19 protein-coding genes are annotated in these 18,611 nt (G+C 66.6%); 12 read left to right on the forward strand and 7 right to left on the reverse strand.

Annotation, left to right across the window (positions count from 1 at the left end; all coding sequences use genetic code 11):
• Positions 1 to 258: 258 nt before the first annotated feature.
• Both AC3FLX_RS25220 and AC3FLX_RS25225 read left to right on the forward strand, forming a co-directional pair.
• Positions 259 to 1,623 (forward strand): MFS transporter, encoded by a 1,365-nt coding sequence (locus tag AC3FLX_RS25220; protein WP_488700060.1) that lies wholly within the window; start codon positions 259 to 261, stop codon positions 1,621 to 1,623.
• Positions 1,624 to 1,834: 211 nt separating this feature from the next.
• Positions 1,835 to 2,782 carry a transcriptional regulator GcvA gene (locus AC3FLX_RS25225; protein WP_488700061.1) on the forward strand — a complete coding sequence of 316 codons (948 nt, stop codon included), beginning with the start codon at positions 1,835 to 1,837 and terminating at the stop codon, positions 2,780 to 2,782.
• Here the strand turns inward: AC3FLX_RS25225 and AC3FLX_RS25230 are convergent.
• From AC3FLX_RS25230 to AC3FLX_RS25250, 5 genes are read right to left on the reverse strand one after another with little or no spacing between them, the layout of a single operon-like run.
• A complete protein-coding gene (locus tag AC3FLX_RS25230) occupies positions 2,757 to 3,197 on the reverse strand; it encodes a thioesterase family protein (RefSeq protein WP_488700062.1) in 441 nt (146 codons plus the stop codon). The two genes, AC3FLX_RS25225 and AC3FLX_RS25230, sit on opposite strands and share 26 nt — an antisense overlap.
• A gap of 13 nt (positions 3,198 to 3,210) precedes the next feature.
• On the reverse strand, positions 3,211 to 4,131 hold the full coding sequence (locus AC3FLX_RS25235; protein ID WP_488700063.1) for an amidohydrolase family protein: 921 nt from the start codon (positions 4,129 to 4,131) through the stop codon (positions 3,211 to 3,213).
• The gene (locus AC3FLX_RS25240) at positions 4,128 to 5,114 is read right to left on the reverse strand and encodes a tripartite tricarboxylate transporter substrate binding protein (protein WP_488700064.1); all 987 of its coding nucleotides are present in this window, start codon (positions 5,112 to 5,114) and stop codon (positions 4,128 to 4,130) included. Before AC3FLX_RS25240 ends, AC3FLX_RS25235 begins: the two co-directional genes overlap by 4 nt.
• 53 nt (positions 5,115 to 5,167) lie before the next feature.
• Entirely contained in the window at positions 5,168 to 6,400 is a 1,233-nt protein-coding gene (locus AC3FLX_RS25245) for a CaiB/BaiF CoA transferase family protein (protein WP_488700065.1), read from the reverse strand.
• A gap of 53 nt (positions 6,401 to 6,453) precedes the next feature.
• Complete coding sequence (locus tag AC3FLX_RS25250) at positions 6,454 to 7,233, reverse strand: enoyl-CoA hydratase-related protein (protein WP_488700066.1); 780 nt, start codon at positions 7,231 to 7,233, stop codon at positions 6,454 to 6,456.
• Positions 7,234 to 7,510: 277 nt separating this feature from the next.
• On the opposite strand from AC3FLX_RS25250, the gene AC3FLX_RS25255 reads away from it, so the two are divergent.
• The 8 genes from AC3FLX_RS25255 to AC3FLX_RS25290 all read left to right on the forward strand — a co-directional run bounded on the left by AC3FLX_RS25255 (position 7,511) and on the right by AC3FLX_RS25290 (position 15,431).
• Entirely contained in the window at positions 7,511 to 8,650 is a 1,140-nt protein-coding gene (locus AC3FLX_RS25255) for an iron-containing alcohol dehydrogenase (RefSeq protein ID WP_488700067.1), read from the forward strand.
• A 49-nt stretch (positions 8,651 to 8,699) separates the two neighbouring features.
• Positions 8,700 to 9,662, forward strand: coding sequence for a Bug family tripartite tricarboxylate transporter substrate binding protein (locus AC3FLX_RS25260; RefSeq protein ID WP_488700068.1), 963 nt, complete (start codon positions 8,700 to 8,702; stop codon positions 9,660 to 9,662).
• Between the two features lie 14 nt (positions 9,663 to 9,676).
• Complete coding sequence (locus AC3FLX_RS25265) at positions 9,677 to 10,879, forward strand: fumarylacetoacetate hydrolase family protein (RefSeq protein ID WP_488700069.1); 1,203 nt, start codon at positions 9,677 to 9,679, stop codon at positions 10,877 to 10,879.
• Between the two features lie 98 nt (positions 10,880 to 10,977).
• A complete protein-coding gene (locus AC3FLX_RS25270; RefSeq protein WP_488700070.1) occupies positions 10,978 to 11,964 on the forward strand; it encodes a DctP family TRAP transporter solute-binding subunit in 987 nt (328 codons plus the stop codon).
• A 32-nt stretch (positions 11,965 to 11,996) separates the two neighbouring features.
• A complete protein-coding gene (locus AC3FLX_RS25275) occupies positions 11,997 to 12,974 on the forward strand; it encodes an amidohydrolase family protein (RefSeq protein WP_488700071.1) in 978 nt (325 codons plus the stop codon).
• On the forward strand, positions 12,971 to 13,471 hold the full coding sequence (locus AC3FLX_RS25280; RefSeq protein ID WP_238264991.1) for a TRAP transporter small permease: 501 nt from the start codon (positions 12,971 to 12,973) through the stop codon (positions 13,469 to 13,471). The genes AC3FLX_RS25275 and AC3FLX_RS25280 overlap by 4 nt, the downstream gene beginning before the upstream one ends.
• Before the next feature lie 32 nt (positions 13,472 to 13,503).
• Positions 13,504 to 14,781, forward strand: coding sequence for a TRAP transporter large permease (locus tag AC3FLX_RS25285; protein WP_488700072.1), 1,278 nt, complete (start codon positions 13,504 to 13,506; stop codon positions 14,779 to 14,781).
• A gap of 53 nt (positions 14,782 to 14,834) precedes the next feature.
• Positions 14,835 to 15,431 carry a PPC domain-containing DNA-binding protein gene (locus AC3FLX_RS25290; RefSeq protein ID WP_488700074.1) on the forward strand — a complete coding sequence of 199 codons (597 nt, stop codon included), beginning with the start codon at positions 14,835 to 14,837 and terminating at the stop codon, positions 15,429 to 15,431.
• A gap of 91 nt (positions 15,432 to 15,522) precedes the next feature.
• Here the strand turns inward: AC3FLX_RS25290 and AC3FLX_RS25295 are convergent, their stop codons facing one another.
• Positions 15,523 to 15,786 carry a hypothetical protein gene (locus AC3FLX_RS25295; protein WP_488700075.1) on the reverse strand — a complete coding sequence of 88 codons (264 nt, stop codon included), beginning with the start codon at positions 15,784 to 15,786 and terminating at the stop codon, positions 15,523 to 15,525.
• A 60-nt stretch (positions 15,787 to 15,846) separates the two neighbouring features.
• Here AC3FLX_RS25295 and AC3FLX_RS25300 point away from each other — a divergent pair, with 60 nt between their 5' ends.
• Both AC3FLX_RS25300 and AC3FLX_RS25305 read left to right on the forward strand, forming a co-directional pair.
• Complete coding sequence (locus AC3FLX_RS25300) at positions 15,847 to 16,404, forward strand: hypothetical protein (RefSeq protein WP_488700077.1); 558 nt, start codon at positions 15,847 to 15,849, stop codon at positions 16,402 to 16,404.
• 30 nt (positions 16,405 to 16,434) lie between these two features.
• Positions 16,435 to 17,037 carry a hypothetical protein gene (locus tag AC3FLX_RS25305; RefSeq protein WP_488700079.1) on the forward strand — a complete coding sequence of 201 codons (603 nt, stop codon included), beginning with the start codon at positions 16,435 to 16,437 and terminating at the stop codon, positions 17,035 to 17,037.
• 73 nt (positions 17,038 to 17,110) lie between these two features.
• Here AC3FLX_RS25305 and AC3FLX_RS25310 read toward each other — a convergent pair whose 3' ends face one another.
• Positions 17,111 to 18,187, reverse strand: coding sequence for a porin (locus tag AC3FLX_RS25310; protein ID WP_488700080.1), 1,077 nt, complete (start codon positions 18,185 to 18,187; stop codon positions 17,111 to 17,113).
• Positions 18,188 to 18,611 lie beyond the last annotated feature (424 nt).

Here is an 18,611-nt window from a genome sequence, read left to right on the forward strand (position 1 = left end):
GAGGATTCCGTTTCGGTACGTTGTCTCCAGACCGCACGGTACAAAGCGCTACGCCCCCCTGCCTAATGAAAAAGCGTGATGACCCGATAACGGCGGCGCATCGGGCGTCCCGCCTGCCGCGCCCGGCGGCGCTGCCGGCAGGCGCCGGCACCAGCGGTTATCACGCGATCACAACGCGTCATTAGGCAACGCGAGGGCAGCGCTTCTACAGTGCCGGGGCGATTCGCTCGCCCCGACAACCACAACGACGAGACAGCCATGCCATCTCCGCACCCTTCCGCCACTTCCGCGCCTGTCGCACCTGTCGCGCCCGCCCCAAGTACCGGTGCGTCATCGCCGGCCGCCGCGATGCGCCCCACCAACGTGCGCTGGCGCATCTTCCTGATCATGCTGCTGCTGACGGCCATCAACTACATCGACCGCGCGTCGCTGTCGGTAGCCCTGCCGCTGATCGCACCCGAATTCAATCTGACACCCGCCATCGAGGGCCTGATGCTAAGCGCGTTCTTCTGGTCCTATGCGCTGATGCAGATCCCCGCCGGCCTGCTGCTCGACCGCTATCACACGCGGGGCATCATCGCCGCCGCCACCATCGCCTGGGGCGCATTCCAGGCACTGGCCGCGGTCTCGCACAACTGGATCGTGCTGCTGCTCACGCGCATGGGCCTCGGGGTGTCCGAGTCGCCCATCATGCCGTCCGGCGCCAAGCTGATCGGCTCGTGGCTGACGCCGCATGAACGTGGGCGCGGCGCGGTGCTGGTCGATGGTGGTGCGCCGCTGGGCAGCGCCTTTGGCGCCATCATCATCGCCGGGCTGATCGCGTGGCTCGGTTCCTGGCGCATCGCGTTCGTGATTGCCGGCGTGGGCACCATGCTGGCCGGACTGCTGGCCTGGCGCTATATCCGCAACCATCCGTCCGAGCATCCCGACGTCAACGCCGCCGAACTGGATCACATCGTGCGCGGCAACGCCCCGGCCGGCGATGCGCAGGCGCACGCCGCGGTGCCCTTCCGCGAACTGATCCGCGACCGCTCGGTGCTGGCGATGTTTGCCGGCTATAGCTGCATCCTGGCGGTCTTCTACGGCTTGCTGACCTGGATGCCGAGCTACCTGCACAAGGCACACGGCTTCAACATCACCGCAATGGGCGGCGCCACCTTCCTGATCTTCATGTCCGGCTTTGTCGGCGAACTGGTCGGCGGCTACCTGGGCGACAAGTGGAAGGCGTCTGGCGCGTCGCCGAACCTGGTCATGCGCACCATGTTCAGCGGCTCGTCGCTGGTGGCCGCCGGCTGCATCCTTGCCGCCGCGTATATCGCGGATTCCACCGTGGTGGTGGCCCTGCTGTGCGTGGCGCTGTTCTTCATCCGGTTCTGCGGCATGTACTGGAGCCTGCCAGCCGTGATCGGCGGCCCGGATCGCACCGGGGTGCTGGCCGGGACCATGAATTTCTGCGGCAACATGGCCGGCGTGGTGGTGCCGGTGCTGATCGGCGTAATCGTGCAGTGGTCCGGATCCTACTTCCTGGCGTTGCTGTTCTTCGTCGTCATGGCTATGGGGATTGCCGTGTTTTCCAGCCTGATCGACTATCGTCCGCGCTCGCAGGCCGCGTCGGGCCACTGAACCCGTCCCGCTGGGCCGGCCACGCCGGCGCCGGTAGTGCCCGCCCCGGCACACGGGACCACGCACACCGGCCGACGCGGGAAGGCACCTATGGCCGGCCACCCGGCGCCGGTGCTATGTTGTGCATCCAGCCCGGCCGGATCCCGTGACAGGCGCCATGTGACGGCGGGCAAGACACAGCGGTGTTGCGACCCGACACGAACGCGAGACCATGTCCAGATCGATCCCTCCCCTGAATCCGCTCCGGGCGTTCGAGGTGGCCGCGCGGCACCTCAGCTTCACCCGGGCCGCCGAGGAACTGTTTGTCACGCCCTCGGCGGTCAGCCACCAAGTCAAGACGCTCGAAGAAAACCTGGGTGTGCAGCTGTTCATCCGCGAGGCCAAGGCACTGGTGCTGACGCCGGCTGGTACCGCCTACCTGCCGGCCGTGCAGCTCGCGTTCAAGCAACTGGCCGATGCCACGCATCGCCTGCACAGCAAGGACCGCCCCGCACTGAAGGTCAACATGCCGCCGACGTTCGCGGTCAAATGGCTGATTCCGCGCATGGACCGCTTCATGCAGGCCCATCCCGAGATCGACCTCAAGGTTTCCACCTCGAACCACCGGATCGACTTCGAGCGCGACGACTTTGACCTGGCCATCCGCTACGGCCGGGGCGACTATCCGGGGCTGTATTCGCGTCTGTGCCTGCCCGTCGAGGTGATCCCGGTCTGCAGCCCGGCGTTGCTGCAGGGCGCCGCGCCGCTGAACCAGCCGTCCGACCTGCAGCACCACACGCTGCTGCACGACGACAGCACCTACACCGATGTGAGCAACCCCGACTGGGCGATGTGGCTCGAACATGCGGGCGTTACCAATGTCGACGCCAGCCGCGGCCCGTCGTTCTGGCCAAGCCACCTGGTCATCAACGCCGCCATCAGTGGGCTGGGTGTGGCGCTGGTCAAGAAGAACTGGATCGAGCAGGACCTCGAGGAAGGCCGGCTGGTCAGGCTGTTCGAATCGATCCGGCTGCCGGTGGAGTTCTCATACTTCATCGTTTTTCCGCGCGAACGGCTCGACGATCCGCGTATCCGCAGCTTCGCCGACTGGATCTGCGGCGAAACCGCGGCACTACGGCAGCCGGCGGCGCCGGTCAGCGAACTGCCGGTGCGGCTGTAGCGGCTCCAGAGACTGAAGCGGCGGCCTCGGCCTTCTTGCGCACGCGCGACTTGAGCCGTTCCACGTCGACGACGAAGCGGCGATGGATGCCCGTGCACACGGTCTCCACGGCGTCGTGCGCGGCCACGCGGAACGTTACGCTGCGGCCATCGACGGCCGCGACCTCTACCTCGATGCGCACTTCCCCGCCCAGCGGCGTTGCGCCCGCATGCGCGACCGATACCTCGGTGCCCACCGAGCTTTGCCCCAGCGTCACGTGATCCTGCAGGAAGTCCAGGCAGGTCTGCTCGATATCGCGCACCAGTTCCGGTGTCGCATAGATGCGCAGGTCCTCGCCCAGGAAGTCGATCGTGCGCGCACGGTCGACTTCAAGCTTGCGGATGCATCGCGCACCCACCTTGATGTCGTTTTCCATAAATGTCGTCCGTTCAATCGGGCAGCCGGTAGCTGCGCGCGGCGTTGTCATGCAGTAACGCGCGCTGCTGCGCCTGGGGATAGATCGAAATGGCGGCCATAAAGCCCGCCAGGATGGTGGCGTATGGCGCCACGAGGGAGTCCACCGGATAGTTGCTGGCGAACATGCACCGATCCGCGCCGAAGATGGCGATGGCGTCGCGGATCACCGGCACGTAGTCGGCCTCGGTCCAGGGCCGACCGGGCAGGCCTAGTCCCGATACCTTCACCGCGACGTTGGGCTCGCGCGCCAGCCGTTCCATTGCGCGGCGCCAACCGTCCAACCCGGCCGCGCTGCGGTCTGCCGGCAGCCCGGTGTGGTTCAGCACGAGCTGGGTCTGCGGAAAATCACTCGCCAGGTCGGCAGCCTGATCCAGGTGCCACCACGGCGCCTGGAGGTCGAACGACATGGCGTGACGGCCCAGCAGCGCATAGCCGCGCCGCCATCGGTCGTCGTCCATCGAACCCGGCTGTCCACGGCGCGCGTCCTCGCGGCGCGCCGCCGTGGCCGGCTTGTTGCGGATGCCGCGCACCCTGGCAAACGCCGCATGGCCCGCCAGCACGGCTTCCACGTCGCCGCGGTCGAGCTGCGCATGCCCGACGATGACCGTGGGCCTGCCATAGGCCTCGGCCAGCGCGTCGATCCAAACGGTCTCGTCGACCGGATTTGTGCGCGCCCATTCCGCCTCGATGTGCACGGTCTTCACGGGCGCGCATTCCGCCGTATCGCGCGCATAGTCGGCCGGCAGGTAGTTACGCCGCAGCGCGCTGTAGTCGCCATACCGGAAGTTGGGCACCGTCTCGCCCTGTAGCCAGGGATACGGATGGCGCGCCAGATCCCAGAAGTGCTGGTGAGCGTCGATGAACGGCGCGGCGCTTTCGGTGGAGGCGTTCATCGTGCATTCTGCTGGGCGGCGATACGTTGCGCGAGCGGCCGGAACTGCGTTGCCTCCCGCGCCATCTCGGCCTGCAGCGTCACGTCGTCGGCATAGGTATCGGTGCTGAAATGAAGCTTCTCCAGCGTCTGGCGCATGACAGGCTCCTGGACCGATTTCGCAATCGCCGTCTTCAGCACGGCCAGCACTTCGGGCGGCGTGCCCTTGGGGGCCGAGATGCCGCGCCAGATGCCGATCGACAGGTCGATATTGCGTTCCTTCAGCGTCGGCACGTTCTCGAAACCGGCCACGCGGCGGTCCGCCATGACGGCCAGCACCTTGAGCTTGCCGGCTTCCACATGGGTGGCCACCTCGGCCGTGCTCACGGTGACCGCGTCGATATGACCGCCCAGCAGCGCCAGCGTGGCCGGTGCGCCGCCGGCATACGGAATGTCGTTGAAGCGGGCACCGGTCTTCTCGGCCAGCGCCACCGAGGCCATGTGCCACGTCGAGCCCTGCCCGGCCGTGCCGACCCGGATGTTGGCGCCGGGCTTGCGGGCATCGGCCAGGAATTGCTCCAGCGTGGCCCACGGCGCATCGGCGCGCACCACCACGGCCGCCGGATCGGCGTTCAGGCGGGCGATGGGCACCAGGTCCTGATAGGTGAACTTGGCCAGCCCCAGCGCGTTCAGAAACGTCAGCTCGCTGGACGACAGCACGAGCTTGTAGCCGTCCGGCTTGGCGTTGACGACCTCGCCCAGGCCCACCGCACCGGTGGCGCCGGGTTTGTTCATGACGACGAGCGGTTGCGGCAGGTGCTTGGCGGCAGCCGCCGCCAGCGCGCGGGCCACCACATCGGCACCGCCGCCGGCCTGCCACGGCACGATCAGCTCGATGCGGCGGCTTGGATAGGTTTCCGCGAACGCGGGCAGATTGCAGCCCAGCGCGGCCAGCGCCAGGGCGCCAAGCACGAGGTGCCGGCGTGAAGTGTGTACGGGGGTCATCCCTGTCTCCTGATGGTCTTTGTGGTCCCGGCGGGTCTGAGCCCGCTCGGTATTCAAGCTGTCTTGCGCGCTGGCGGCTGCACCGCGTCCTGCGCGCCGAATGCGCCCTGCGCGCGCAGCCGCGCCACGGCGGCGGTATCGATGCCGAACTCGGCCAGCACCTCGTCGGTATGCTGCCCCAGCAGTGGCGCCGGATAGCGCACCTGCTGCGGCGTGCCCCAGAGCTTCACGGGAAAGCCCAGTGCCTTGGTTGCACCCTCCACCGGGTGGTCGATGTCGAGCACCATGTTACGCGCCACGGCCTGCTCGCACACCAGCGCCTCGTCGTACGTGGCGATCGGCGCCGCCGGCACGCCCGCCGCCAGCAGCGCATCGACCCATTCGTCGGCGGGCCGGCGCGCGAACTCGGCCTCGATTTCGTGGATCAGGCTGTCGCGGTGCCGGATCCGCGCCGCGTTGTCGACGAAGCGCGGATCGTCCACCAACTCGGGACGCCCGATCACCTCGCACAACGCCTTCCACAGCTTGGGATTCGCGGCTCCGATCACGAAATGGCGGTCGGCGGCACGCACAGCCTGGTACGGCGCGCTCATGCGGTTGGCGCTGCCGATCGGCACCGGCACCGCGCCCGTGCCCCAGTATTCGGCCGATTCCCAGACTGAAAGCCCCAACGCGGTTTCGAACAGCGACGCATCGACGTACTGCCCCTGCCCGCTCAGCGCGCGGCCCATCAGCGCGCTGAGGATGCCGTAGGCCGTGAACAGACCGGCCCCCAGGTCGGCGATCGGCACGCTGGACTTCACCGGCGGCGCGTCGGGATGGCCCATGACGCTCATCACGCCCGACATCGCCTGCGCGATCAGGTCCAGGCCCGGACGGCCCGACCACGGGCCGGTTTGCCCGAAACCCGAGATGCTTGCGTAGACCAGGCGCGGATTGATCGCGCTCAGCGTGGCATGGTCGATCTTGAGCCGTGCCGCCACGCCGGGCCGGTTGTTCTCGACCAGTACGTCGGCGCCCCGCACCAGTTCGTAGAACGCCTCCAGGCCGGCGGGGTTCTTGAGGTCGATCTCGACGCTGCGCTTGTTGCGGTTCAGCGCCAGGAAGCCACCACTGTCATCGCCCTTGAGCCGGAACCCCATAGCCTTGCGGGTCTGGTCGCCCACGCCCGGCGTTTCCACCTTGATGACGTCGGCGCCCATGTCGCCCAGCAGCATGCAGCAAAACGGACCGGCCATGATCTGGCTGACGTCCAGGACCTTGATGTTCGATAACGGCAAATTCATGAAATGCACCTTGCGGATGGATGTAAGACGAAACGGCGTGGCGCGCGGCGCGCCTAGCGCCCCACGAACTGCGGGCGCGACTTCGACACGAACGCGTCGAAGCCAATGCGGAAATCCTCGGTGTCGAAGCATGCGTAAGCCTCGTCCTCTTCGTCGGTGCGAAGCGGCGCCGATTCCTGCAGCCGGCGTGCGAAGCGCTTGTGCCAGCGCGCCACCAGCGGTGCGCCCTGCGCGATGCGCCGGGCCGTGGCGTAGGCTTCCTCTGGCACGTCGGCGTCGGCGACCACACGGTTGACCAGGCGCATCTCGCGCGCCTCGGCGGCACCGAACACGCGCCCTTCCAGCACGATCTCAAGGGCCGCGGCCGGGCCGGCCAGCGCCATCAGGCCGCCCAGCTCGCCATACGACATGACCAGTCCCAGCCGGTTGACCGGCACGCCGAAGCGGCTCGACTGGCCGCAGATCCGCATATCGCACATCGACGCAATCTCCAGGCCGCCGCCCACGCATGCGCCCTGAATCAGCGCCAGCGTGGGATGCCGGCAATCAGCAATGGCACGCATCGTGGCGTGCGTGATCCGGCCGTAGTCGCGCGCCTGCGCCGCGGTAAAGCGGCGTGTGCGGAATTCCTCGATATCGGCGCCGGCGGCGAACGCCTTGTCCCCGGCGCCGCGCAGGACGACGCAGCGTACGGTGTCGTCCGCCGACAGCGTGGTCATGGCATCGGTCAGGCCCTGCCACATCGACAGGTCCAGCGCGTTGAGCTTCTCGGGGTTGTTCAGCGTGACGGTGGCGATCTGGCCATCGTGTTCGATCAGGATCGGCTGTCTCATGGTTTCTCGTTGGTGTGAGGATGTGCGGCAAGCCGTCGCCGGCGAGCTGGCTTGCAGTCTAGGGGCGCCGCCGCGCGCGGCAAAACGAGAAAAACTCGACCGGCTTTCAAGAAAATCTAGGCCCACGGCGTTGTGAGTTTTTCTTGGAGGCGCTTCAAGTAAATCCACGTTGTCCGCGCCCGGCCTTGTTCCTAGACTTCGACACCATTCCAGCCCCAATTCGAAAACCCGGATTGCCGCACCGCAGCACGGTCGCGGGCAACCATCAGGAGACGCCATGCCGCTGATTCAGTACATCACCCAGATCCAGATCGACTTTGGCGCCATCAAGCTGCTGCCGCAGGAATGCGAGCGCATCGGCATCACGCGGCCCCTGGTGGTCACCGATGCGGGTGTCAAGGCCGCCGGCATCGCCCAGCGCGTGCTGGAACAGCTTGCGCCGGGCATGGAGGCCGTGATCTACGACGGCACGCCGTCGAATCCGACCGAGCGGGCCATGCGCGAGGCCGTGGCGCTGTATCACGACTACCGCTGCGACGGCATCATCGCCATCGGCGGCGGATCACCGATCGACCTGGCCAAGGGCGTGGCCGTCTGCGCCACGCACGAAGGTCCGCTGCGCCAGTTCGCGGCCGTGGAAGGCGGCGTGGCCCGCATCACGGCCGCCACCGCGCCGGTCATCGCCATCCCCACCACGGCCGGCACCGGCAGCGAAGTGGGCCGCGGCGCCGTGCTGATCCTCGACGACGGCCGCAAGGTTGGCGTGCTGTCCCCGCACATCGTGCCGCGCGTGGCGATCTGCGACCCCGAACTGACGCTGGGCTTGCCGCCCGGCCTGACGGCCGCCACCGGCATGGATGCCATCGCGCATTGCATGGAGACCTTCATGGCCCCGGCGTTCAATCCGCCGGCGGACGGCATTGCACTCGACGGCCTGCGGCGCGGCTGGCAGCACATCGAGCTGGCGCAGCGCGAGCCGCAGAACCGCGCCGCGCGGTTGGCGATGATGAGCGCCTCCACCCAGGGTGCGCTGGCCTTCCAGAAGGGACTGGGTTGCGTGCACAGCCTGAGCCATGCGCTGGGCGGCCTGATGCCGACCCTGCATCACGGCACGCTCAACGCCGTGCTGCTGCCCGCCGTGATCCGCTTCAACGCGCAGGCACAGTCGGTGCGCGACGAGGACCGTCTCGCGCGGATGGCCCAGGCGATGGGCCTCGGCAGTGCCGATGACGTCGACGCGGCCATCGTCGACAAGAACCAGCGGCTTGGCCTGCCCACCGGACTGGCGCAGATGGGCGTGGACCCGGCGCTGTTCCCGCGCGTGATTGCCTATGCGCTGGCCGACCACTGCCACAAGACCAACCCGCGCATCGCCAGTGAAAGCGACTACCTGGAGATGCTGACGGCATCGCTCTGACGCCGGCCTCGTTCCGCACCACACCACATAAACATAAAAGGAGACCGCCATGCAACGTCGTACGTTTATCGGCGCGGGCGCCGCCATGCTCACGGCGCCGTGGGTACGGGCCCAGACGCTTCCGTCGGGACCGATCCGCATCATCGTCGGCTTTCCGCCCGGCGGCGGCACCGACGTGATGGCGCGCGTGCTGGCCGAGAAGCTGTCCGCGTTATGGCGAGCCTCCGTGATCGTCGAGAACCGCCCCGGCGCGGCCGGTGTGGTGGCGGCGGAGTACACCGCGCGTCAGCCCGCCGACGGCACCACGCTGCTGATGACCAACATCAGCAACCACGCTATCGCGCCGAGCCTCTATCCAAAGATCGGCTATTCGGTGGAAAAGGACTTCACGCCGCTGATGCTGGTCGGCGTCACACCGAACCTGCTGATCTGCCGCGCCGGCGGGCCGGCCCGCACGGTGCAGGACGTAGTGGCGCTGTGCCGCAGCCAGCCGGGCAAGATCACATTCGGATCGTCCGGCGCCGGCGCCGCGCAGCACCTGGCCCTGGAGATGTTCAAACTGCGCGCCGGCGTGGACGCATTGCACGTGCCCTATCGCGGCTCGGCGCCGATGCTGACCGACCTGGTCGGCGGCCAGATCGATTTCAGCTTCGAAACCATGACGTCGGCCACGCCGCAGATCCGTGGCGGCAAGGCCGTGGCCATCGCCCAGACGCGCCTGCATCGCGCGGCCAGTTTTCACGACGTGCCGACCCTGGCCGAGTCCGGATTCCCGGGCTTCGACGCGGGCACGTGGTACGGGCTGGTTGGTCCGGCACGGATGCCCACCGCGCTGGTGGCCAGGATGAACACGGACCTGAACCGCGTGATGGCGACGCCCGACGTCGCCCAGCGGCTGGCAGGTTTTGGCGCCGAGGACGGCGGTGGGAGTGCGGCCCACTTCGGCGAGTTCATCAACGCCGAATGCATCAAGTGGGCGCGCATCGTCAAGGAAGCCAACGTAAAAGTATGACTACGGGTATGAGCATGGGTACCACCATCCCCCGACGCATTACCATCGAAGAATCGCTGCCAGTCGACGCCGACCGCGCGCTGCTGGTTGGCCGTGCGTGGGTGCCCGGCAGCCTGGGCGGCCCGACGCTGGTCACGATCCGCCAGGGCGAGCTGGTCGATATCGGCGCCGTCGCTCCCACGATGGCCGGCCTGCTGGCGCTGCCCGACTGCGCCGCGCGGGTGGCGGCGGCCGATGGGCCATCGCTTGGCGCGCTGCAGGGCTGGCTCGACGATACCTGCGCGCATGGGCCCGACCCCGCGCACCGGCATCTGCTGGCACCGAACGACCTGCAGGTAGTCAAGGCTGCCGGCGTCACGTTTGCCGCGAGCATGCTCGAACGCGTGATCGAGGAGCGCACCCGTGGAGACGCGGCGGGCGCGGCCGCCGTACGGGCATCGCTGGCCGGGATTCTTGGCGACAGGTTGTCCGACGTGCGCCCCGGGTCGCCCGAGGCGCTGCGCATCAAACAGGTACTGCTCGCCCAGGGGCTGTGGTCGCAGTACCTGGAAGTGGGCCTCGGACCCGATGCCGAGATTTTCACCAAGGCGGCGCCACTGGCGTCTGTAGGCACCGGCGTGGGCGTGGGTATCCATCCACGCTCCACCTGGAACAACCCCGAGCCAGAGGTCGTGCTCGCCGTAGCGCCGGACGGTCGGATCGTCGGCGCGGCGCTGGGTAATGACGTGAATCTGCGCGATTTCGAGGGGCGCAGTGCGTTGCTGCTAGGCAAGGCCAAGGACAACAACGCGTCGTGCAGCGTGGGGCCTTGGATCCGGCTCTGCGGCGCACACTTCGGTCTCGACGAGATCGCCGCCACGGACATCGCATTGACCGTGGAAGGCGAGGACGGCTTCGTGATGAACGGCCACAGCACGATGCGCCACATCAGCCGCTCTCCGCAGGAACTGGTCACCCACGCGATGGGCGCTCACCACCAGTACCCCGACGGGATGATGCTGTTCTGCGGCACGCTGTTCGCGCCGATCGAGGACCGTGACGAGCCGAGCGCCGGCTTCACGCATCACCAGCGCGACCGCGTGACCATCCGCGCTGCGCAACTGGGCGGCCTCGTGAACTGGGTGCAAGACTGCACCACGCTGCCGCCGTGGACCTTCGGCCTCGGCGCCCTCATGCACAACCTTGCCCGGCGCGGCCTGCTGCATCCGCCGCCCTGACAACGCTGGCAAAGGGGCCGCATGGCCCCATCGGCGACCGCCACCCGGACATGCCACGGAGGTGGCGGCGCCCTTCATCACCCCAGGAGACAACCACTATGAAACACGCTATCTCGCATATCGTGCTGGCCGCGCTTTTGTCCATCGCCAGCGCGGCGGGCGCCCAGACCGTCAAGCTGCGCTTCGCACATACAGTGCCCGAGACCGATTCTCAGCATCTTGCCGCGCTCTCGTTCAGCGAGAAGGTCAAGGCGCGTACCGGCGGCGCCGTCGAGATCCAGGTCTTTGCCAACAGTCAGCTCGGCAACGATACCTCGCTGGTGACCGGTGTGCGCAGCGGCACCATCGACATCGGCGCCACCGGCAACCCGTTCGTTACCGGCCTGGCGCCCCGCCTCAACGTGCTGGACCTGCCCTACCAGTTCGAGGACGGACCGGGCGCCTACCGGGTGCTGGACGGCGCCGTCGGCCGCTCCTTGCTGGACGAGCTTGGCGCGCACCGCATCAAGGGCCTCGCGTTCTGGGAGATCGGCTTCCGCAGCCTGGGCAACAACAAGCGGCCCGTGCAGCGCGCCGAGGACATCCGTGGCCTGAAGATCCGCACCACGCCGAATCCGTCGCATATCAAGGCGTTCCAGCTACTGGGCGCCAGTCCGCAGCCGATGCCGTTCGCCGAAGTGTTCGGCGCGCTGGAGTCGGGCGCGGTCGACGGTCAGGAAAATCCACCCACGCTGATGGTGTCGGCAAAGCTCTACGAGGTGCAGAAGTACGTGTCGCTGACGCGCCATGCCTACACCGCGCTGGTGGTCCTGATGAACAAGGCGAAGTTCGAATCGCTCAAGCCCGAGTACCAGAAGGTGCTGCTGGAGGAAGCCGCCGCGGCCGCCAGCTATCAGCGCAAGCTCAATGCCGACAACGAGCGCGCGGCGATCGCCCAGTTGCGCGCCAAGGGCGTGCAGGTCAACGAACACCCCGACAACGACAGCATCCGCAAGGTAGTGCGCGAGGAAACCCGCCAGCTCTTCGTGCAGAAGAACGGCGACGCGGGCGGCGCCATCCTGCGCGCCATCGAGACACAGCGCTGATGGGCGCCGCGGACCCCAAAGAGCGTGACGCCATGACAAACCGCCCCGACGCCATCGTCGACGCCCATCACCACCTCTGGCACCTCGGTGCCGGCTGCTATCCGTGGCTGCAGGACCGCTACGACCCGCAAGCCTTCTTTCTGGGCGACTACGCGGCCCTGCGGCGCGACTTCGGCGCGGACGCCTACCTGGCGCACTGGCCAGGCGTCCGCGTGGACGGCACGGTCCACGTGGAAGCCGAGCGCGACCGCGCGGAGTCGCTGGCGGAGACGGCCTGGCTCCACGACCAGCATGCCAGGCACGGCTTTCCGAACGCCGTGGTGGCCCACGTCGACCTGTTGGACGTCGACCATGCCACCCACCTGCGCGCGCAACTGCGCTACCCGCTGGTGCGCGGCGTGCGCTGCAAGCCGCGCATCGCCAACGATGCCATGCACGACGTGCGTCACCAGCCGGGCACGCTGCAGGACCCGCGCTGGCGGGCCGGGCTCGAAGCGCTGGCCGCGCATGGACTGGCCTGGGACCTGCGCGTGCCGTTCTGGCACCTGGAGGAAGCCGCCGAGCTGATCGCCGCCGTGCCGGGCCTGCGGGTCGCGGTGGAGCACGCCGGGCTGCCGTGGGACCGCTCGGAGACCGGCCTGGCGCGATGGCTGCGCGGCATGCGCGCACTGGCCAGCCTGCCCGACGTCCACGTGAAGCTGTCTGAGTTCGGCCTGCCCGGCGCGCCGTGGCATCGCGCCAGCAACGTGCGCGTGATCGGTCACGCCATCGACACCTTCGGCGCCGCGCGCTGCATGTTCGCCAGCAACCTGCCCGTATCGGGGCTGCGCGCCGACGTAGCCGAAATTGTCGACACCATGACCGACGCCATGACGGACCTCGATGCCAGCCAGGCACGCGGCATCTGGCGCGACAACGCCCTCGCGTTCTACCGCATCACGCTCGATGGCACGGCGCCGCACGCAGGTGCCGGCCGGCCATCGGCAGCTTCAACAGGAGTGCAAGCATGACCCGCCTCACCCTTCGTATCGCCCACGGCGCGATGGTCGTCCTGATGATCGCCATGATCGGGCTCGTCTTCGGCAACGTGGTGCTGCGCTACGTGTTCAACACCGGCATCGCCTTCTCCGAGGAAGCTTCGCGTTTCCTGTTCATGTGGCTCACGTTGCTGGGCGCGCTGCTGGTCATGCACGACCGGGCGCACCTGGGCATGAACACCGTCGTCGCACGCCTTGGCCCGGGCGCCCAGCGCGTGTGCCGCCTGCTGGCCGATGCCGGCGCGCTGGGATGTTGCCTGCTGCTGACCCACGGCGCGTGGCAGATCGTGGAGATCGGCATGGACGACCGCGCGCCTGTCACCGGCGTGCCGCTCGGCCTGGTCTACGCGTGCCTGCTGCTCTGCGGCGCGGGCATGGCGGCAATGCTGGCGTGGTCGCTCTGGCGGCTGGTCAGCGGCCGCATGGCGCTGGGCGAGCTGGTGCCGCAGTCGGGCACCAGCGGCGAATGACGGCAAGGAATATCGGGACGGAGTAGGAAATCATGACCATTTTTGTTTTTGTCGGCTCCCTGCTGGGAGCTATGGGCCTCGGCATGCCGATTGCCTTTGCCCTGCTGGCCTCGGGCGTGGCGTTGATGCTGCATCTGGGCAACTTCGATACGCAGATCCTGGCCCAGACGATGCTCGAGGGCGTCAACAACTACCCGCTGATGGCGGTGCCGTTCTTCATGCTGGCCGGCGAGCTGATGAACGCGGGCGGCCTGTCGCGGCGCATCGTCCGGGTGGCCGACGCCGCCGTGGGCCACGTGCGTGGTGGCCTGGGCTACGTCGCGATCATCGCGGCCACGGTCGTGGCCAGTATCTCGGGGTCCGCGGTGGCCGATACCGCCGCCGTGGCCGCGTTACTGATCCCGATGATGCGCAACGCCGGCTACAACGTGCCACGCGCGGCGGGGCTGATCGCGGCCGGCGGCATCATCGCGCCGGTGATTCCGCCCTCCATCGCCATCGTCGTGTTCGGGGTGGTGGCGCAGATCTCGATCACCAAGCTGTTCCTGGCCGGTATTGCACCGGGCGCAATGATGGCCCTGACGCTGGCCGCGACGTGGTACTTCTGCGCCCGCAAGGAAGACCTGGCCCCCGTGGAGTCGTTCTCGGCTCGCAGGCTGTTGCGCGCGCTGCGCGAGGGAATCTGGGCGCTGGTGCTGCCGGTGGTGATCATCGGCGGCATGAAGATCGGCGCCTTCACGCCGACCGAGGCCGCCGTGGTGGCCGTGGTGTATGCGACGGTGGTGGGCCGCCTGGTCTACGGCGAACTGTCGATGCGCCAGGTGCCCGACCTGATCGTCACGGCCGCCAAGACATCCGGCACCGTGCTGTTCCTGGTGGCCTGCGCGCTGGTGTCGGCGTGGCTGATCACCATCGCCAACATCCCCGCGCAGGTGACCGCGCTACTGGAGCCGTTCATCGGCAACAAGATCCTGCTGATGTTCATCATCATGCTGCTGGTGATCGTGGTAGGCACGGCCCTGGACCTGATGCCCACGGTGCTGATCATGACGCCGATCCTGATGCCGGTCATCACCAAGGCCGGCATCGACCCGGTCTACTTCGGCGTGATGTTCGTGCTCAACAACGCCATCGGCCTGCTCACGCCGCCGGTCGGCACCGTCCTGAACGTGGTGGCAGGCACCTCGCATTGCAGCCTCGACAGTGTGATCGGCGGGGTCTGGCCCTTCCTGCTCAGCCTGACCGCGCTGATGTTCCTGTTCGTCCTGTTCCCGCAACTGATCCTGGTGCCGGCCGCCTGGCTGCACTGAGCCCCGACCCTTCACAAGACCCATCGACAAGCCAACCCAACGAGGAGATCGACATGCACACCACCCCTGCCCGCTCATGGCTGGCATCCACCATGCTGGCCTTGGCCGCGACGACCGCCATCGCCGTCGTTCAACCGGCTGGAGCCCAGACCCAACCCGCGACATCGGCCGGCTGCAACGGCATGCTGCGCGTGGAACCCGAGAACAGGAACTACCCGAACGTGCGGCGCTATATCAAAACGCCCACCGGCTACCTGCTGGTGCTGCGCATGGGCGACAACGTGCTGGACCGCCTGGCCGCCTTTGCCGAGTGCGAAAAAATCCCAAGCGCAAGCCTTTCGGCCATCGGCTTTGCCAACGTGACCTTCGGTTTCTGGGATGCCAGCAAGCAGCAGTTCAACCCCAAGACCTATCGCGACGTGGAAATGGCTAGCGTGGTCGGCAGCGTGGCCTGGAAGGAAGGCAAGCCGTCGATCCATATCCACGGCGTGGCCGGCGATGGCAAGTTCGATACCTACGGCGGCCACATCCTGGCGATGGAGGTCGGCACGGGGTCGCTGGAAGTAACTATCGCCGTGCACGGGCAGCAGCTCGAGCGCGCGATCGATCCGCTGATCGGCGCCAACGTCCTGCAGTTGTCGCGGGAATAGCCGCAGTATCAGAACGGCGCGGTGATCCGCGCCGTTCCCTCACACCCGGGGCACCCCTGCCTCGGTCAGCAGGCCCCGCCCGCGAGCCAGCTCATCGTTCAGGAACGATGGCATGGCCGCGCGCGACGACGGGGTCGCTCGTGATCCGGTCGTCCTTGTAAGGCACATGGACGACGGAGGGTAGTCCGACCTTCTTCAGGAAGATTTCCAGGAACACCCCCCTAATGGATGGGTGTTTAGTTGGCGCAACATTCTGGCCGCAATAAAACCCTCGATGTGACGCAAAGCGCTCCGGCTTTGGCAGAATGCATCCGATATCGGCATCGAAGGGTATCGAGCCGGCAATCGTCACCACGGGGTAGCTGTGGCCGGTGACGACACAAAAAAACACGCAAAAACAAGAAAGGTGTCCGCAGTGGGTCGCATTAAAACCAGCCTGGCGCTTGGCGCGTTGGGCCTCGTCCTGTCCGGGTGCAGCCTCGTTGCACCGCCCTATCCTCCGTCGCTCGATAACGTCCAGACCCTCAAGAACAGTGGCGCCGCGCCCACGCGCGTCGGCACGTTCAATGCGAGCGGAACCGGCGTTACGCACCCTATTCCGCTGCGCGCCAACACCCTGGAGTCACCATACGGTGGCACGTGGTCGGCGTATCTTTCGGAAGCCGTCACGCGCGAGCTGACCATGGCCGGCAAGATCTCGTCGAACGCAGACGTGGTGATCTCCGGCACGCTGCTGCGCAACGAGATCGACCCTGCGATCGTCACCGCCTCCGGCGACGTATCGGCACGCTTTGTCGTGAAGAAGGGGGAAACCGTCCGTTACGACCAGATCAAATCTGTCCATCGCGAATGGGATTCGTCGTTCGCGGCCGCCGTGGCGATTCCAAAGGCGGTCACCGAATACGGCTACACGGTACAGGCGCTGCTTGCCACGCTCTACTCCGACCCCGCTTTCCTGGACGCCTTGAAGTAAACCCCACAGAAACACCAAAAGGAGAAAACGATGCGTGCCTGGTTCACGATCGCTAGCCGTTGCGCGGCTGTCGCCGCGCTGATCGCACTGGCTGGCTGTGCTCACCCGATTCAGATCGCGACGGACAAGTCCGCGCCCGCCACGCCGGCCGAGAAGAAAGTCGACAAGAACATCGGCTTCGTTCTCCCCGATGCGCTGCTGACCAAGGAAGTGATCACGCCGGGCGGCGGTGGCGACAAGGTCAGCTACCTGCCGTACCGCGACCTCGAAGTGCCGATCTACAGCACGCTGTCGAACGTGTTTGCCAATGCGACCAAGCTAAAGGCACCGGACGATCGCGCGGCGATCGACAAGGCGCAGCTCGCCTACATCCTGACGCCGGAGATCACGACCGATTCATCGTCCGACAGCGCGCTCACGTGGCCGCCGACCCGTTTCACGATCAACCTCGCCTGCACCGTGACAGACCTCAACGGCAAGGTCGTCCTCAAGAAGGTAGTCACGGGTCAGGGGAACGCAGAGTTCTCCGAGTTCAAGCGCAACTTCTCGCTGTCCGCCCAGCGCGCCAGCGAGAACATGCTTAGCAATCTGCAGAAAGCGCTCAGCGAAGCGCCAGAACTCGCGGCGCGCTGATGCCTCGCGCGGTATCGCTTGCAACGGGGGCTTCATGCCCCCGTTTTCAATATCGGCAAGCCAATAGTGGTCCTCAGAACCGGTGACGAATACCCACCACCGCACCGAACTGATTCGCCCCTGGCTCTACATTGAACACAGCGCTTGACCCCGTTCCGCTGTTGAAGCCATTGACGCCCAGTTGCGACTTGTCCTTGTTGAGTGCATACGATACCGACGCATAGACATCGGTTCGCTTGCTCAACGTATAGTCGCCCATCACCGAAAACAGCCACGGATCCGAACCGGTCTGACGGAAATCCTGGTAGTAGGCTGAGCTGGTTACCGTGAACGCTGGCGTCAGTTGGTACGAAAGCGCGAGCCAGTAGAGGTTCGATCCGGTATTCGCGGCCTGGGCTCCCGGCAGCATGGCGCCATCGAGCGCCTTGGCGAGCCGGTACCCGGCGAATACCTTCGCCGGACCCGTCGCGTACGTACCCCCCACCGAATAGCGCCGGAAGACTGGCGCCTGGTTTGCGGGTGTGCCGGCACGGGCGTCATCGTAGGACACGCCCAGTGCAAATGGGCCCATCGTGTAGTTGAAGAAGGCACCGAAATCACGGCCAAACGCATAGGCGCCGGGCACCTCGTTTCCGTTGGCCTGGAACGAATAGAAGGCTATTGCGGTCAGCCCGCCAAATTGACCAACGTACTTGATTGAGTTATCTGCCCGCGCGCCAAACTCGGGCGCGATCGACAGGATGCCGTAGCGGTCGGCCAGTTGTGCCGGGTCATAGACATTGCCGAACTCGCGCATGGCGGTCTGCTGGCGGCCCAACAGTAACGAACCGTAGGTACTGTTCAGCCCGACGTAGGCATTGCGCCCGAACAGGCGCCCACCCTGGGCGGAATTGCCGGTATCGAGGTCGAATCCGCTTTCCAGGACGAATACGGCCTTCAAGCCGCCGCCCAGCTCCTCGCCCCCGCGCAACCCCCAGCGCGAGCCGGACAGATTCCCTGAAGTCAGCCGAGTGAGCGTGTTGCCATTGCGCCCTGCGTTCGTATTGAATTCGACGCCGGCATCGACGATCCCATACAGCGTGACGCTGGACTGGGCGTATGCGGTGCCGGTCAGGGTGGCGGCCGCGATCAACGCAATAGACTTTTTCATGGGGCCTCCGAATCCTCTTTTGAGCACTTCCTGTCCTGGAAGGCGAACGCGTTCGCCGGACTCATACCACTGGTCTTGTGGCCCGTGGTTCTGTGCGATTTAGTGGTCGGTTGTCATACATAGGTGCCAGCGGACAGTATCCGGACGATCTTCGCGTCTTGACTGTCCCCTTTCGCACATTGCAGAGGACCGCTCGGATCGAGGACCGTCAGTGGCAGCGTGTCCCTCAAACTGGGGACGCGGAGATCCCCATCACACCGCTAGAATCGCGCAGAAGCCGCCAGGATTGGGGGCCGCCGCCCTTGCCCACAGGCGACGGGACGGTACATATCTATAAACTCGGGTACGGTCCATGTCTTGCCACTTTGCTGCAGGTGCGCGCGCTCGCAACCTCGCCTCACTTCCTGCCACCTCCCGCGTACGC

Source organism: Cupriavidus sp. 291-E7 (assembly GCF_057798835.1).